The organism is Hymenobacter rubidus (assembly GCF_016734815.1).
Taxonomy (GTDB): Bacteria; Bacteroidota; Bacteroidia; order Cytophagales; family Hymenobacteraceae; genus Hymenobacter; species Hymenobacter rubidus.
The window spans coordinates 1-15,425 of the sequence record NZ_JAERQF010000050.1; the positions used below are offsets into that span (position 1 = coordinate 1).

The window sequence follows — 15,425 nt, forward strand, 5'->3', positions numbered from 1 at the left end:
CCAGACGCCGTATCACACTCACCAACAACTCCTTCAACTTAACGCCCTAAACTGTCCAGCGTAAATGGACCACCTCATTTTACTCTATGAAGAAAATATCATTTTTGTCGAACTAAAAGACAAGAAAAGAGACTGGCTAAAAGGTGCTGTTGGACAAGTGCAGGCCACAATAACTGAGTTCAGGGCCTCACACGACTTAGAGCAATACAGGGTGCGAAGGGCTTATGTGGCTAACAAAGCACAGCCACAATTCAATGAAGGGCGAAATCAGCGTGCCAACTCTTTCTTCACGGAAACAGGCGTTGTGCTGCGCCCAGGTGCAGATATAGACCTATCGCCATTGATATAAAAGACGTTATGTCAAGCAGAAACTGTTGAAGAGGCAGGGTGAAGTATAAATCCTCAATACAAAGGCTTCATGATGCCATTTGTCGCTGTAGCAGCCGTTGCACGGACATGGGCAGGAACAGCTTCCCTCTTCGCGTGCGGTAGCCGCCTTCGTTGAGTTCGTGGGCAATCTGCTGCAGCGTGTGGCCCTGGGCGTGCAACAGTCCTCCAAGTCGGGTGGCTTGCTGGTTCTGCTGGTTGGTGCGGGCGTTTTCCTGGCGTACGACCTGGCTCCTGGCAATGGCCTCCCTCGTCAAGTTGGCCGGCGTGCCCAGTTTGGCTCCCCGGGCCTTCTTGGCCGTGAGAGCGTCCTTGGTGCGTTTGGAAATCGTCTCCCGCTCGTGCTGGGCGATGACGGCGAACAGGCCTACCGTCAACGTATTCGCGTCGGGCATGTCGCAGCAGACGAAGGCCACCCCCGAGTCGCGCAGGGCGAAGATGAACCCCGCGTTCCTCGACAATCGGTCCAACTTGGCAATGAGCAGCGTCGCCCCTACCCTTCTGGCTTCGGCGATGGCCGCCAGCAGCTGGGGCCGCTGGTTCTTCTTCCCGCTCTCCACCTCGACGTATTCGGTCAGCAGCTGGGCCGGGTCCTGGACGAAGGCGCGCACGGCGGCTTGCTGGGCTTCGAGCCCCAGGCCGGACTGGCCCTGGCGGGCGGTGCTCACGCGGAAGTAGGGCACGTAAGAAGGAAGGGCAGCAGCCATGGTCGGGGGCGATTTCTGGCAAAGCTACGGCCTATAACGTTTTTCAAACGCTCGTTCAACAAACGTTATAACAGCCCCTCCTGTGCTGTGCTGTGCGGCCTACTACTTCGAGCTACGAGCTGCTGATAGGCGTACCGGCAACGAGCAAGGTCGCTCCAGCCAAGCGCGCAGGGGGCGCAAAGGGGAGAGAAAGGATAGGTTTTATAAGTCGGGTTCGGCCTCGGCGAGGCGATTAAGTAGCTCTTCGGCATCCTGGCCCACGTAGGCGTGGAGCAGGTACTCGTGGGCCTGGGTGAGGAACGCGACCGTGTAGACGACTTCGCCGAGCACCACCGGGTCGCCCTCGTCGAGAAGCAGGAAGAAGCGGCCGCGCACCGTCTCGGGCGGGTCGGTGCGCCGGCGGGCGTCAAAGCGGACCTGCACCTCGCCCGCCAGCGTAAGGGTGGTGGCAAGAATGTCGGCCAGGGTCTTCATGGTCGTTCAGGCGGCAGGCTGCCCGTGGGCTCCGGTGAGACAGGCGCGGAAAGGAATCAGCAATTTAGCGGGCAAGTTACGGGCCTTGAAACGCGACACAATTATCCGCTTCAAATCCGTAGTGACAGGCACGTAATATGTTGAAATCAAGTACGGTGATAAGTATAAAGTAGTACAATCATTTACGCAATTTAGTACTTTTTTATACCCTTATCTAATTGGATTGCAACTACTAAAAGGCTCTAAAGCGGTATTAGGAAATTGGCGTTCTCAGAGCCATGTCAATTTGCTGCTATCCAAATAGAGTGCTCAAGTTCCTACCTACTTCTATTACAAAAAGCACGACTAATATGTATTACAAAAAGAGATGCCCTTCGTGCTTTTTGTAATACAGACACTTTCTCGAACGGCTAACTTGCTTTTGGCGTGGCTTTCGTGCTTTTTGTAATAGCTAATCCACAAGAACAAGCTGAATTACCAGCAATTCCATTGGTAGACAATTATTTACAGGTAATATGATTGCATATGCTATTACAAAAAGCACGAAAAAACATTTGGCCGCAACAAGCCCTTTTTGCAGTAATAGGTTGGAGTTGAGTTGCTCAAAAACGAAAAAAATAAACAAATCAAAACGGCCTCTTTTTTAACGGTCGTTTTTTTTATTTATAGTATTACCTATATTATAGTCTGCGTAAGCTATTGATATCCAGGATAAAACATAGTAAAAATATTACAAAAAGCACGAATTAGCTATTACAAAAAGCACGAACAAGCATTACAAAAAGCACGAAGGAGTATTACTAGAAGCACGATTTGCATACAACCTCTTATTACTAAAAGCACGAATATCTATTACAGAACAGTTTTTTGTAATAGATTGCATAGTAATCGGCCCCTACCCCACCGTCCTATGCAAGTTGCGTTGTTCGAAAATCCTAAGCTAGAGAGTACTAATAAACTAGTTGTTCAACGCAACGATTTAGTGAACGCCCGTTTTGCGCTCACTACTTTAGAAATGCGCTTGTTTATGGCGATGCTGTCTCGGATTCATAGAGATGATACCGAATTCAGTGAAATGCACATTCCAGTTACAGAAGTTGTCGCGTTATCGGGCCGTCGTCCAAGTAGTAATGACTACCAGCAACTCAAGGATATGTGTGCACTGCTGGCCTCCCGGGTCATCTACATTGAGCGCCCAAGCAAAAAGAAGAGAACCAGCAAGTCAATTGAGGATGCTCCTAGCTTTTCCAACACTCCCTTGATGGCTTACGCCGATTATAGCAGCGAGGAAAGAGCCCTCGTTGTTAGGTTCAATGACCGGGTCCGTGAACATCTACTTCAGCTTAATGAAGGGAACTTTACGCAAGCTCAATTAATGCAGCTGCTAAAGCTTAAGAGCGCTCACTCCTACCGAATCTACTGGCTCCTTAAGCAATATGGGAGCTTTGGCTCTCGGACGGTCCGCGTTGATGACCTCAAACGACTTTTGGATTTGGAGGGGCAGTATAAGCAGTTTCCATTATTCAAAATGCGGGTATTAGACCGGGCTAAGTCGGAGCTTGCTCAAACCAATCTGGCCTTCGAATACGACCTTTTGCGGGGCACTGGCAAGGGAGTCGAACAAATTCGTTTTCGGTTCACACCCGTTGGCAGCGAGGCGTTGCTGCCTTCTGCATTGCCACTGAGTGAGTGGCAAAAGGCATTGGTAGATGTTGGCGTTTCAACAAGTAGCATTGAAACGATTAATGCCCTTATAGAGCAAGGAGAAATTGACCCTGCCTACGTACTATTTGTTGTTAGCCAACAACGAGTCAAAAGCAGCAAAGGCAAAATCAGCAGCCTTGCCGGGGCAGTATTTACTGCCATTACCAAAGGGCATGCACTCGAGGACTACCGGAAGTCACTTGAAGTACGTCAGAAAGCTGCTACTCGCAAAAACACGAAAGCTGTTGCAGAAGTGCTGCGTTACAAGCTAGCAGAAGTTCGCGAGGCTTATGAGCTCATGCAACGTAAGGGCCTGGCTAAAGGAGCAACATTCGAAGAGAATGTAGAGCTCGTGTATCTATCACAGGGTTTCCGAAGAATTCAAGATGCAAGCGGAGTGGATTGGTTAGTCAAAGACTAGTTAATGACTTTATGGATGATAAATATGGTAAGCGGTGGAGCACACATATTTATCATATTTATGAAAAATATGTATTTATAGTATGTATGATGTTGATGGCTTTAGTTAGCTTTGCGGCTTAAGCAACCTCCTCATTCATGCATATTCTCTCTTTTGCTAATAACAAGGGTGGTGTGGGAAAAACCACATCCGCATTATGTGTAGCCCACGCTTTAGGGGAACAAGGCTTTCAAGTAGCCTTGCTTGATTGTGACCCACAAGCCAATGCTAGCAAAACGTTTAAGGTGCCCACCGGAAGACATCATATTGGTGAGGTACTAGAAGAGAAAGTAAGCCTAGCAGAAGCACTCTACCGTGTTGGTCCAAACTTGCAACTAGTTCGGGCCGAACGTTCTCTAGCACAGCAAGAGAAGGTCTTTGGCACCCAGCCTGATTATATTTTCTTTCTAAGAGACCAGCTGGCGGGGGTTAAGGATGTCGATTATGTTGTAATTGATACTCCGCCCTCACTTGCAGCTTTGACGGTGGCATCTTTGGTAGCTAGTGAAGCAGTTTTTGTGCCTTTGCATCCAGAATTCTTTGGCAACGAAGGAATGACAGCACTATTAGATATGTGCTCGCGCTTGCAGAAGAACTTCAATCCGAAGCTCCGCGTCGGGGGAATTTTCTTCACTGAATATGCCTCATCATATCGCCGAGCTCTCCACCATCAAGTTGTACAACAATTGCAAGACGACCCCACTCTCGGGCCTTTAGTCATGCAAACAACGATTCGTGAGAACGTGGCTCTCCCAGAGTCCCAGAGTATGCAGCAAAGTATTTTCTCTTGGGCCCCTCAGTCCAATGGCGCATTGGACTATAAGAACTTAACAAGCGAAATCCTACAAAAGCTCAAGTAGGTAAATCTCATACATATCATAAATATGATAAATATGAAAAAGTCAGGCAAGATGAGCATGGTCGGCAATATGACCAAGGTTGAGTCCGTTCCAGCACGGGATGCAGACGCATTGCTTTACGACTTACCTGCTCAGACTACAATGAGCAGTAGAGCAGAGACGCCTTCACCAATGAAGGAAATGTCAAAAGCCAAGGTGCCATTTACTAACCAATTAACCCCTGAGACCTTTCTGCGCCTCAAGCAATTTGAATGCTGGGGTGGCATGGAGATTCAAGATATCTTAGAGGAAGCTCTCACAGCTTTTTTTGCTGATAAGCCTGAGGCAAATCGTGAGCTGCCACCTAAGGCAAAAGAGAAACTCAAAAAGAAGATTCCTAACATGAAGTAACTAATTTAACATAACCGGTGCTTCTGGGACCAGCTTACTTGCTGTTATCGTAAGTGCCCGCCGCGGGCAGGGCCGGCGGGGTAGGGGAGGGATACGCTGGGACCAACGGCCGCACGCGTTCCGGCGGCAGCAGGTGGTCTAACTGCGCACGGGAGGCGATGGGCAGCCACGCGCCCGCGGTGGTTTCGCCGAAGAGCACGCCCGCGGCGGCGCAGTAGTGGAACACGTGCCCGCGGTACACCCCCTGCACGGCCAGCTGCGCGGCGGGCCAGCCCGGCAGCTGCACCCACTGGCGCAGGCCCGTGGACCCGCGCAGCTCGGCCGGCACCCAGGCGTCGGGCGCCGGGCGGGCCAGGGCCCGCACCGCGTACGTGCCGGCTTGCACGGCCAACTGCCCCACGGCCGTGCCCACGGCAATGACCCCCACGTTGCGGAAGGAAAAATCCAGCGCCTGCGGCCCGGCCTCGGCGGCGGGTGGGGCCTCCGGGACGGCGCGGGGAGCCGGCGCCAGGGGGCCCGCCAGGGCGCGGCGGGCGCGCCAGGCGAGCGTGTTGCAGGACGAGCTGCAGTAGCGCCGGCTTTTGTGGGCGGCCGAAAAGACGGCGCCGCAGTGGGCGCAGGCGCGCGCCTGCGCCGGACGTTTGTGGTAAGCCACGAAAAAAGAAGACGGGTTAATTTTCAATCAAATGTAATCAATGTTGATTGAAAATTAACCAAATAGTGGCTTAATAGGGGTTCTTCTTCCAAAAGGGCGGATTTACACGCTAAGCACTTTTTAGCTTCTGGGCATAGTTGTAAACCGTGCCGTAGGCCACGTTTAACTGCTTGCTGACCTGGTTCATGGACAGGCCTTCGCGCAGGAGCTGCGCAATGGCCTCCTGCTTGGCTTGGGCGAGCGGGGGACGGGCCACGTGCTTGCCCTGGGCTTTGGCGCGGGCCATGCCGGCGCGCACGCGCTGGCTGATAAGCGCGCTCTCAAACTGGGCCAGCGAGGCCATGACGTGGAAAATCAGCTCGCCCGTGGGCGTGGTGGTATCAATGTTTTCCTGGTAGGAGATGAAGTCTACGCCCAGCCGTTGAAATTCCTGTAGCGCGTTGACCAGCGCCTGCGTGGAGCGGGCAAAGCGGTCGTAGCGCCAGACCAACACGGCATCGAGCTGCCGTTTTTTGGCCGCCGCCAGCAAGCGTTTGTAGTGGGTCCGGTCCTCACTGGTGCCCGAGGCCTGGTCGACATACTCTTCCACCACGACGAAGCCCCGGTGCTGGGCGTACTCGCGCAGCGGCCGCAGCTGCGTTTCGGGGTCCTGGCCCTTGTCGAGAGTGGAAACGCGGGCGTAAAGTCCTACGCGCTTGAGTGGGGCAGTTGAGTGAGCCGGCATGGCGGTGGGTTAGAAGCTGGGAGCAAGTAGTTGTCCAGAAGGATTAACCCCGTGGGGGTTCACGTAGCGTGGTCATCATCCGAAGCTGTGCCAGTCCAGGGGCGCGGACCTTCATTTTTTGGCGGCATTCAGTACGGGGTGGCTGCTCAGGGGCAGCGGCTGGCAGAAGGGTAGCCGCGCCAGCACCTGGTCGTCTTGCTGCTGCCGAGCCAGCCGGGCAGCCGAGGGAGTGGCCGTCTGCGTCGACAGGACTTGGCCCTGCTTATCCAGCAGTTGCAGCGTGAGCTGCTGGCGGGCGGCGGTCACGCGCAGGGTAGCTCCCGCCGGCACCGCCACTGCCACCGGCTCAAAGGGCAGCACGTCCACCCGCGCCGTCAGCGCGCCGTCCGCAAACGTGTACGAGTAGGTGGGCGTGGGGGCCGCCTGGTAGTGACCCGCCACCTGGCTTTGCCCCACGGTGAAGCGGTAGCTCAGCTCCGTCAGCTCGGCCGGCAGGCGGGGGGCCAGCGTGAGCAGGTGGTTGGGCACATCGGGCCGGATGCCCAGAAAGTACTGGTACCACACGCGCAGCTGCTCGGCATTGGACCAGGCCTGCAGGTAGGCGCCAGTGAGCTTGGGCCACTGCTGGCCCGGATGGGGATAGGCGTCCAGGTTTTCGCTCAGGCCCCCCACCACGCCCCGGGTCAGGGCCTGGCGGTTGGTGTTGACGAAGAGCCGCCAGGCGGTTTCAACCTGCCCGGCTTCGAGCATGCGCTGCATGGCAATGCCGTTGAGCCAGGGCCAGATGGTGCCCCGGTGGTAGGCCGCGTCTTTGTGGTAGTACCCGGGCGCGAGGTGGTAGGGGTGAAAGTTGGGGTCGTGCCGGTCAAGAGTGGCCACGCCCCAGGGATACACCAGCTCGGTCCAGCTTTTGCGTAGCACCTGCCGCGTAAAGGCGGGGTCTGGGAGCAGGTCGAGGGCAAAGAGCTGGTTGGGGCGCAGCGTGAAATCGGGGCGGCCCTGGTGGTCGAGGCGGTCGGCCAGGTAGTCGTGCCCGGCATCGCGGTAGTCCTGGGCGAAGTGCGTTTTGACTTGCTCGGCCAGCTGGTTCCAGCGGGCCTGGCTCGCCCCGTCGTGTAGCAGGGCCGCGAAGTACGCCCCGGCCCGCAGCTGCTGGTACCAGAGCGCCTGGATGTCGTTGGCCCGGCTGCCGCGCTGGGTGTAAGACACCAAGTTGGCATCGCGGGCGTCCATCCACGTCTCGTTGTCTTCGTGGAGCAGGTAGCCCTTGGCATCGGTCCAGTGCCGGAGCGCGCCCGCGATGCTGGCTTGTACCGTAGGGTAAAGCTCGCGCACTAAAGCTGTATCGCCGGAGTAGCGCACGTAGTCCTGCAGGGCCAGGACGAAGCGGGGCGTGCCGTCGGTGGTGTGGTAGTCGATGTTGCTCGGGTTGACGATGTTGGGCACCCGGCCGTAGAACTTGGACTGGGGGTCGCGCTCCTGGTACTGGGCAAAGGAGCGCAGAATCTGCCGCGCGGTCGCAAACTGCCCGGTGACGAGTACCGCGCCGGGCAGGGAGATAAACTCGTCGCGCCCCCAGTACTCGTTAAACCACGGCAGGCCCGCGTAAATGCCGTCGCCCTGCTGCCGGGTCACGAGCTGGTCGGTGGTGAGGGCCAGCCAGCGCAGGGCCCGGGTTAGCGAGTCGTTGCTCGACGTGAGGTAGGCGTTGGCTTCCAGCAGGTGGCGCAGGCGCTGCTGGCGGGCCCGCTTCAGGGCCGCGCTGTGCTGCTGGCCGTCGCGCAGCAGGGCCAGGGCATCGGCTTCGTCCCGGCCGCAGGCGATGAAAAAGCCGTCGCCCGGCGCCACGACGCGCTGGTCCTGCACGGTGAGCGGGCCGGGCTGGCGGGCGGCCACGGCCAGCACGAAGGAGCCTTCCCGGGCCGAGAATAACGCCACGTCGCCCTGCTGGCGCAGCAGGCGCACCTTGTCGCCTTTGAGCTGGATGCCCAGCGGCTGGCTGGCCCCGGTGAGGTCCACTTCGAGCAGGTTTTTCTCGTCGAACAGCCACAGTTCTTCCTGCAACTGGGGCCCGTGCTGGCGCACCAGCTTTTCGGGGTACACGGTGACGGCTGCCTGGCGGTTGTCGAGCAGCTGCCCGTCGACAAACAAGTCATAGCCGCCAAACACGCGCTGTTTGGCCACGTTCAGGCCCTCGAACCAGCTGTATTCCGGGTGCGTGACCTCGTGGGTCTGGGCGCAGTAGAAGGCCGCCACTTTATTACTGAACGAGGCGACGCGGTTCGCCGCACGGGGCACGGCAATGGGCAAGGTGGCGAGGACATCGGGCGGCGCAGTCACGGGCAGGGTACGGGGTGGGCTGGTTTGGGTGCAGCCCAAGGCGAGCAGGAAAGGCAGCAGCAGCCAAGTGGAAGGGCGTAGTAGGGTAAGCATGGGCTTAGGAAAAAGTGCGTGGTAAAACCCGCGCAGCGGCCGTCGCTGCGTTTCCGGGTCCTCCCGGTTGCGGGTGGAGACGCGAGCCTACAGGGCCACGTACGGGGGCCGGTTAGTCGGGTATGTGGGGTATCAAAAAGGAGTTCCTTTGCAAAGCTACTTTTTGGGGCGTAAAATCGGCCTTCCCGCCCCCCAAAACGCGGGTGGTTTTGCCGCCCCTTTTTGATACCCCATGCCGCAGGAGTTTCTCACCACCCCCGAGCGCCTGCGCTACCAGACCGTGCCCGCCACGCTGCTCGAAGCCGACATCCGCCAGCACTTCCACTTGACGGAAGCCGACCGCACGTTTCTACTTCCCTTCCGCGGCGCGGCCAACCGGCTGGGCTTAGCCTTGCAGGTGGGCGTATTGCGGCTGATGGGCTTTCTGCCCGAGGGCTGGGCGCGCCAGCTGCCGCCCGAAGCCGTGGCTTTTGTGGCCGCCCAGCTGACGACGGACGCCGTGCTCCTCGCCGACTACGGCGCGCGGCAACAAACCCGCAGCGACCATTTCCTGGCCGTGCTGCTGCACCTGGGGTACCGGAAATGGGAGCCGTTGGATGCCGCCTGGCTGGAGCCGTGGCTGGTGGAGCGCGCCCTGGAGCACGACGGCGAGCGGGCGCTGCTGGCCATGACGTGCCTGAAGCTGCACCAGGCCCGCATCGTGCGGCCGGCCATCGGCACGCTGGAACGCCTGGTCGGGGGCATCAGCGAGTTGGCCACCCAGGAAACCTACCGGCGGCTGGCCCCCTTACTCACGGACGAGGTGCGCCAGCAGCTGGATGCGCTGCTGGTGCCCGAAACGGGGCGGCAGCTGACCAGGCACCGCTGGCTGGTGCAGCCGGCTACCGTCAGCAATCCGGCGGCCATCGTGACCGCGTTGGATAAGCTCCGCTATCTGGACGGCCTCGGCGTGGCGAGCTGGGACGTAAGCAGTTTGCACCCGAACCGGCAGAAACGCCTGGCGCTGTTGGCCCGCAGCCGCTCGAATCGGCACCTGGAGCGCCTGCCAGCCGCCAAGCGCTACCCCGTGCTCGTGGCATTTGTGCGCGAGAGCTACCTGACGCTGACCGACGAGGTGCTGAGCATGGTCGATGCCTTCTGGGAGCAGAGCCTGGCCAAGGCCCGCCGGGCGCACGACCAGTACCAGCAACAGGTCGCGGCGGCCAAGGATACGGCCCTGCGCACGCTGGCCCAGGCGGTGGAAATCGTGCTCGACGAAGACCAGACCCCGGCCGGACAGGTACGCCCGCGCATCTACGACCAGGTGCCGCGCGAGGACCTGGTGCTGGCGTGGGAGGCCGTGCAAACGATGCTCTACCCGACTCGCCACTCGCACCTGAGCTTCCTGGCCAAGCGATACCCGCTCTTCAAACAGTTTACGCCCCGGCTGCTGGAGCAGCTCGGGTTCCAGCAGGGCTTTGCCGGTGACGACTTCGGGGCCGCCCTGCGGCTGGTCAGCGAGTTGCAGGCCGGTCGGCGGCGCAAGCTGCCTGCGCAGGCCCCGACCGGCTTCCTCAAACCGACCTGGCGCAAGTTCGTGCTGGGGGACCAGCTGAGCGCGGAGCAGCAGCGGCCGGCCTACGAGCTGGCCGTGCTGGCCACGCTGCGCGAGCGGCTGCGCTCGGGCGACGTGTACGTGGCCCCGTCGCACCGCTACGCCGACTTGAGCAGCTACCTCATCCCACCCGCGGAATGGGAGCAGGCCCGCCCCGAGCTGTGCGCCCAACTGGGCTTGCCGCCCGTGACTACGGACCGACTCGCCGAGCGCGTGCAGGAGCTGGCCGACTTGCTGGGGCCGATGCAAACGCTACTGGATACCGGCGGCGACGTGCGCCTGGAAGCCGGCGAGCTGGTGGTGACGCGGCCGGCCGCTGAAGACGTGCCCGCCGGGGCCCAGGCGCTGCAGCAGGAAATCGGCCGCCGCCTGCCGGCCGTAGACCTGACCGACATCCTGGTTGAAGTCAACGCCTGGCTGGGCTTCACGGCGCACCTGCCCGGGCTGGAACACGCCCCGCGCGGCGACGAGCACGACACGCGGCTGCTGGCGACGCTGCTGGCCACGGGTTGCAACATTCCCCTCGCCGACATGGCCCGCAGTGCCACGCTGCCGTACCAGTCGCTGTGGTGGACGGCCACCAACTACCTGCGGGAGGACACGCTGAAAGCGGCCAACACCCTGCTGGTCAACGAGCACCACCGCCAGTGGCTGGCTTCTTACTGGGGCGATGGCACCTTCTCTTCCTCGGATGGTCAGCGCTTTGCCGTCAGCGGCAAGGTGCGCAACGCCCGCGCGCTGCCCACCTATTTTGGCACCGGGCGGGGCGTAACGATGCAAACCCATTCCTCCGACCAGTACGCCCAGTACGGTAGCAAGGTGGTGCCGGCGACACTGCGCGATGCCACGGTGGTCCTGGATGAAATCGTCGACAACGAAACCGACCTGGCCATTGCCGAGCACACGACCGATACGGCGGGTTACTCAGACCTCATTTTCGCCCTGTTTGACCTGCTGGGCCTATTTTTCTGTCCTCGCATGCGGGACCTCTCGGACCAGCGGCTCTACAAAATCCGGGGCCAGGATTGGGCCTATCCCAACCTCAAGTTCACGGGCACGCTCAACCCGGACTACATCCGCCGGCACTGGGACGAGTTGCTGCGGCTGGCCGGCTCCATTAAATCCGGACGCGTCACGGCTTCGCTCTTCCTCAGCAAGTTGCAGGCTTACCCCCGCCAAAACCACCTGACCCACGTGCTGCAGGCCTACGGCCAACTCATTAAGACTCGCTTCATCCTGCGCTACCTGCAAAGCCAGCCCCTGCGCCAGCGCATCCACGCCCAACTCAACAAGGGCGAAGAGCTGCACGCGCTGCGCGCCTGGCTCTGGTTTGGCAGCGAGGGCGTCATCCGCCGCAAGCAGCAGCAGGCCCAAGCCGAAGCGGCCCGGTGCCTGACGCTGCTCACCAATTGCGTGCTGCTGTGGAACACCGTGTATATGCAAGAGGTCCTCCAGCAACTGCGCGCCGAAGGGTACCCGGTCGAGGAAGCCCACTTCGAGTACTTATCGCCCAGCCGCTACGAGCACATCAACCGGCTCGGCAAATACTCTTTTGCCAACCCGGCCCACCTCGACCCGTTGCACCGCCGCCCGCTCCGCCACCCCAGCGACCCGATGGCTTAGCGTGTAAATCCGCCCGTTTGGAAGGAGAACCCCTAATAGAGGACATTAGTGTCTATGTGTTGCCCTTGATTCGGAATCCCACCGGTTTCTGAATGGCGACCCGCTGGGCCCTGACCGGGCCCGGAGTCGTCGTAAAGGCAGATTTTTTCGGGCGGGCGGCGGGAGATTTTTCGAACGGCTGTTGCCAAGTGACGAGCCCCCGTTACTTTCACCGCCGGCGACCGGCGCGGCGACCGGCGCGGCGACCGGCGCGGCGACCGGCGCGGCGACCGGCGCGGCGACCGGCGCTTCGGCTCATCCGTGTCTTCGCCCACGGCAGCCGGGGAAATCAGCCGCAATGAGGCTGGCACGCAAACGGACGCGGTTTACCGCGTCCACGGCACTCCAACCGCTCCCCTTTCCACCGTTTGGCTAAACCTGTCAGGTGCAAAAGGGAAGCTGTGGTAGCAGCTTGTTCAGGCTGTATTTTCTGGGCATTAGCCGTCAACCGTGCGCTTTTACTTCATCGACCCGTGTAGAACGGTTAAACTGCGGAGGAAGGCGACCACGCACAGCGCGTGAACCCCCAGATAAAACCATACCGGCAACGGCCGCTGCAACGCGAGAACGTACACTTCATCCGGATTAGAAGCCGGATACACCACTTCCAATTGCGTATGCCCCTGCAATCGTTGTGACTCATGAAGTTGAATTTCTCTTCGAAAGAACAACGTCTTATCGCGCGAGGGAACGTAGAATTTGTACTCCACGCTCCTGGGGGATAAGGCCACGACGGTGGCCCGGGTGTTCACGGGGTGCCAATACAACGCATACTGCGACCAAAACAAGAAGAGGAAGCCAACGCTGAATGAGAGAAGCAAGCCCGTTCGAAGCAATGCCTCACCGGGTGTCGGCATTTTAGCTTCTGGTGCATTCATGGTAGTAAATAAAGGCTCCATTTCCTAAACGGGCGTTTTCTTACCTCTTCAGACCCGCTACCTTTGCGCCATGGGGCACTATACCGACGCACCGGAAGATAATTTGCTGGGCTTGACGGACAAGGCGGCCCTGAACGAACAGGAAGCACTCGGCGTGACCCGGGTCGAGCGCTTTCTGCTCGAAGAATTTGAGTACCCCGTGGAGCTTTCGGTCGCGTTGCTGCAGGACCTGCACCGCCGGGCCTTCGGCCACCTCTACGACTGGGCCGGGCGCTGGCGCACGCAGGTACCCAATGTGGGCGCGTACCTGCCGCCCCCAGCCCACCGGGTACCGCAACTGCTCTACGAGTTCATTGACGAACTGCGCCACCGGCAGTCCCTGCTGCCAGTGGTGCCCACGGATGCACAGGTGGCGGCCCTGCTGGCCTACGCGCACCACCGGTTGGTGGCCATTCACCCCTATACCAACGGCAACGGCCGGACTGCGCGCTTGTTCACCAACCTGTTGGCGTACAATTACGGCTACCAAGACGTGGTCTTGTACCACCGCGAAAACGGCGCCGGGCGGACCGAGTATTTACAAGCGATTCGCCACGCGGACGCTTACGAGTTGGGCCCTTTGCAAGCGCTGATCAGCGCCCAGCTGCGCCCGCTGGAGACGTAGGGCCCGTTTGCTCATAGAGCGCTTCCAAACGGTCCAGCGAGACGGTTTGGTTCTCTAGCGCCATCGAGGCGTACACCGAGCGCACGACCATGGCCTTAACCACGGCGGGGTCCTGTAGCTGGCGGAAGCGGTCGCGGAGTTTCATGGCAAAGGGGCGTGCGTAAGCAGAAGCCCAAAGGTACGGGCGAAGTTCCGTCACGCCGCCTCCGCCCGGCAGCGCGGCCAATCGCCGCACCAAATGCGGAGAATAGCGCCCCTAATCGCCGCACCGCGGCTCAGTCCGGGGTGGTCACCGGGCTGGGCAAGGGCTGGACGTGCAAGGCTACGCCGCGGTGGTGCAAGTACTTGTAAAAAGTGGCCTTGCAAATGCGCAGGCTCCGGGCCATGTCGTCGACGCTGAGCTCCCGGGCCTTGTATAGCAACTCGGCCGCGCGGGCCGTGCGCTGGGCCCCTTCCGACAAGCCGGGCTTGCGCCCGCCGACGCGGCCCCGAGCGCGGGCCGCGGCCAGCCCGGCCAAGGTGCGCTCGCGGATGAGCTCGCGCTCGAACTCGGCGAGCGAGGCGAACAAGTTGAGCACGAGCCGGCCCTGGGCGGACGACGTGTTGATGGCGTCGGTCAGGGAGATGAGGCCGATGTCCCGGCGTTGCAGGTCAGCTACCAGGTCGAGCAGGTGCTTGAGCGAGCGGCCCAGCCGGTCGAGCTTGTAGATGTAGACCGTGTCGCCCGGGCGCACCTGCAGCAAAAGCTTGTCGAGTTCGACCCGGGCGGCCAAGGCGCCGGAGGCCTTCTCCTGGTAAATGAGTTCGCAGCCGGCTTGGGTCAGGGCGTCGAGTTGGAGTTCCAAGTTTTGGTCGCGGGTGGAGACGCGGGCGTAGCCAATCTTCATGCAGTCGAGTTTACGAAACTCATCTCCTAACGCAGTTTCGTAAACTTTGATTGGTAGACGGGTTTCGTAAACTCAACAACGGCAGCAAATTTTTGTCCAAGGCCTGTGCAGAACTTGCAGGCTGTTTAGTTTAGTCGTTCACGAAATGGAGCGTTTCTTTGATTTGGAGCATAGTCCATCGAGCGCATGAGGAAACGTATCAAAAGGAAGTTGGCCCACCCGCCAGTGGACCAGGAATGGACGCGGATACGCAATCGGCTGACCCAAGCCGTGGCGACTTCTAACCCAACCCAGGCAATTGAACTGCTGGATTTATGCCGCGCTGATGCAGAACTCAAGCAGTGGCGGCCTTATCTGAGCATGGGCCGGTTATGCCTAGAGCGTCCTGCCGGTTACGCGCGCTGCTACAGCTTTGACTTTCCCTGCCTGTACTTTTTTCAGGGGGACTATACCGTTGCGGACGCTGGCAACTATAAGAAATGGCCCTTTCCGACGGCAGAAGCGGCCGTCTACTTTGCCCGGCAACATTTGTTCACCGTCCCGTTGAGCCCCGAGTTCCAAGTACTCTTGGAGCAGGAAGCGACGGTGGCGAGTTTTCGAATGGAATGGAGCAACGGCACGGCATTCGTGGAATTACGCAGCGCGGCTGGGCCATCATGGATATCCCTGAGCGGCGTCACCGCGTGCGAGGCAACCAATTTCAACATCATCGCCGAGCACGGCTATGCCATCCTGAGTTTGGAATACGACAACGAGAGTATGCGCCTATATTTAAAAAACGGCGACCATATCCGGGTTACAGCAACCGCTCTAGCCATTCAGCCAGCTTAGTTCAGCGAAACGGTCGAAACAGCTGGCGCCGGCGTGGCTTATATTCCGGCGCTCGTATATTCAGGCGAACCGGCGCCGGCGCGGCCAATATACGAGCGCCGGAATATAAGCCACG

Annotated in this window: 15 protein-coding genes; 7 read left to right on the plus strand and 8 right to left on the minus strand. The window is 59.4% G+C overall.

Annotation, left to right across the window (positions count from 1 at the left end; all coding sequences use genetic code 11):
* Positions 1-64: 64 nt before the first annotated feature.
* The gene (locus JKL48_RS21495) at positions 65-349 is read left to right on the plus strand and encodes a hypothetical protein (protein ID WP_201987211.1); all 285 of its coding nucleotides are present in this window, start codon (positions 65-67) and stop codon (positions 347-349) included.
* A 67-nt stretch (positions 350-416) separates the two neighbouring features.
* Here JKL48_RS21495 and JKL48_RS21500 read toward each other — a convergent pair whose 3' ends face one another.
* Positions 417-1,094 carry a recombinase family protein gene (locus JKL48_RS21500; RefSeq protein ID WP_201987213.1) on the minus strand — a complete coding sequence of 226 codons (678 nt, stop codon included), beginning with the start codon at positions 1,092-1,094 and terminating at the stop codon, positions 417-419.
* Positions 1,095-1,295: 201 nt separating this feature from the next.
* On the minus strand, positions 1,296-1,568 hold the full coding sequence (locus JKL48_RS21505) for a hypothetical protein (RefSeq protein ID WP_201987215.1): 273 nt from the start codon (positions 1,566-1,568) through the stop codon (positions 1,296-1,298).
* Positions 1,569-2,478: 910 nt separating this feature from the next.
* Here JKL48_RS21505 and JKL48_RS21510 point away from each other — a divergent pair.
* From JKL48_RS21510 to JKL48_RS21520, 3 genes are all read left to right on the plus strand, one after another.
* Positions 2,479-3,693: a replication initiation protein gene (locus JKL48_RS21510; protein WP_201987217.1), complete on the plus strand. Its 1,215-nt coding sequence runs from the start codon at positions 2,479-2,481 to the stop codon at positions 3,691-3,693.
* Between the two features lie 137 nt (positions 3,694-3,830).
* Positions 3,831-4,592: a ParA family protein gene (locus JKL48_RS21515; RefSeq protein ID WP_201987218.1), complete on the plus strand. Its 762-nt coding sequence runs from the start codon at positions 3,831-3,833 to the stop codon at positions 4,590-4,592.
* A gap of 33 nt (positions 4,593-4,625) precedes the next feature.
* Positions 4,626-4,982: a hypothetical protein gene (locus tag JKL48_RS21520; RefSeq protein ID WP_201987220.1), complete on the plus strand. Its 357-nt coding sequence runs from the start codon at positions 4,626-4,628 to the stop codon at positions 4,980-4,982.
* A 34-nt stretch (positions 4,983-5,016) separates the two neighbouring features.
* On the opposite strand, the gene JKL48_RS21525 is transcribed toward JKL48_RS21520, so the two are convergent.
* The 3 genes from JKL48_RS21525 to JKL48_RS21535 form a co-directional block, all read right to left on the minus strand.
* Positions 5,017-5,637, minus strand: a complete 621-nt coding sequence (locus JKL48_RS21525; protein ID WP_201987223.1) for a hypothetical protein — start codon at positions 5,635-5,637, stop codon at positions 5,017-5,019.
* A 109-nt stretch (positions 5,638-5,746) separates the two neighbouring features.
* Positions 5,747-6,361 (minus strand): recombinase family protein, encoded by a 615-nt coding sequence (locus tag JKL48_RS21530; protein ID WP_201987225.1) that lies wholly within the window; start codon positions 6,359-6,361, stop codon positions 5,747-5,749.
* A gap of 111 nt (positions 6,362-6,472) precedes the next feature.
* Positions 6,473-8,794 carry an amylo-alpha-1,6-glucosidase gene (locus JKL48_RS21535; RefSeq protein WP_201987227.1) on the minus strand — a complete coding sequence of 774 codons (2,322 nt, stop codon included), beginning with the start codon at positions 8,792-8,794 and terminating at the stop codon, positions 6,473-6,475.
* Positions 8,795-9,026: 232 nt separating this feature from the next.
* On the opposite strand from JKL48_RS21535, the gene JKL48_RS21540 reads away from it, so the two are divergent.
* Positions 9,027-12,011, plus strand: coding sequence for a Tn3 family transposase (locus tag JKL48_RS21540; protein ID WP_201987229.1), 2,985 nt, complete (start codon positions 9,027-9,029; stop codon positions 12,009-12,011).
* Positions 12,012-12,508: 497 nt separating this feature from the next.
* Here the strand turns inward: JKL48_RS21540 and JKL48_RS21545 are convergent, their stop codons facing one another.
* Positions 12,509-12,928, minus strand: a complete 420-nt coding sequence (locus tag JKL48_RS21545) for a hypothetical protein (RefSeq protein ID WP_201987231.1) — start codon at positions 12,926-12,928, stop codon at positions 12,509-12,511.
* Between the two features lie 70 nt (positions 12,929-12,998).
* Between JKL48_RS21545 and JKL48_RS21550 the strand changes: the two genes are divergently transcribed.
* Positions 12,999-13,592 (plus strand): Fic/DOC family protein, encoded by a 594-nt coding sequence (locus tag JKL48_RS21550; RefSeq protein ID WP_201987234.1) that lies wholly within the window; start codon positions 12,999-13,001, stop codon positions 13,590-13,592.
* Here JKL48_RS21550 and JKL48_RS21555 read toward each other — a convergent pair.
* Positions 13,561-13,737: a hypothetical protein gene (locus JKL48_RS21555; RefSeq protein WP_196283547.1), complete on the minus strand. Its 177-nt coding sequence runs from the start codon at positions 13,735-13,737 to the stop codon at positions 13,561-13,563. The two genes, JKL48_RS21550 and JKL48_RS21555, sit on opposite strands and share 32 nt — an antisense overlap.
* A 130-nt stretch (positions 13,738-13,867) precedes the next feature.
* The gene (locus JKL48_RS21560; protein ID WP_201987236.1) at positions 13,868-14,479 is read right to left on the minus strand and encodes a recombinase family protein; all 612 of its coding nucleotides are present in this window, start codon (positions 14,477-14,479) and stop codon (positions 13,868-13,870) included.
* 186 nt (positions 14,480-14,665) lie between these two features.
* Between JKL48_RS21560 and JKL48_RS21565 the strand changes: the two genes are divergently transcribed.
* Positions 14,666-15,310 carry a hypothetical protein gene (locus JKL48_RS21565; RefSeq protein ID WP_201987238.1) on the plus strand — a complete coding sequence of 215 codons (645 nt, stop codon included), beginning with the start codon at positions 14,666-14,668 and terminating at the stop codon, positions 15,308-15,310.
* Positions 15,311-15,425: the final 115 nt, after the last annotated feature.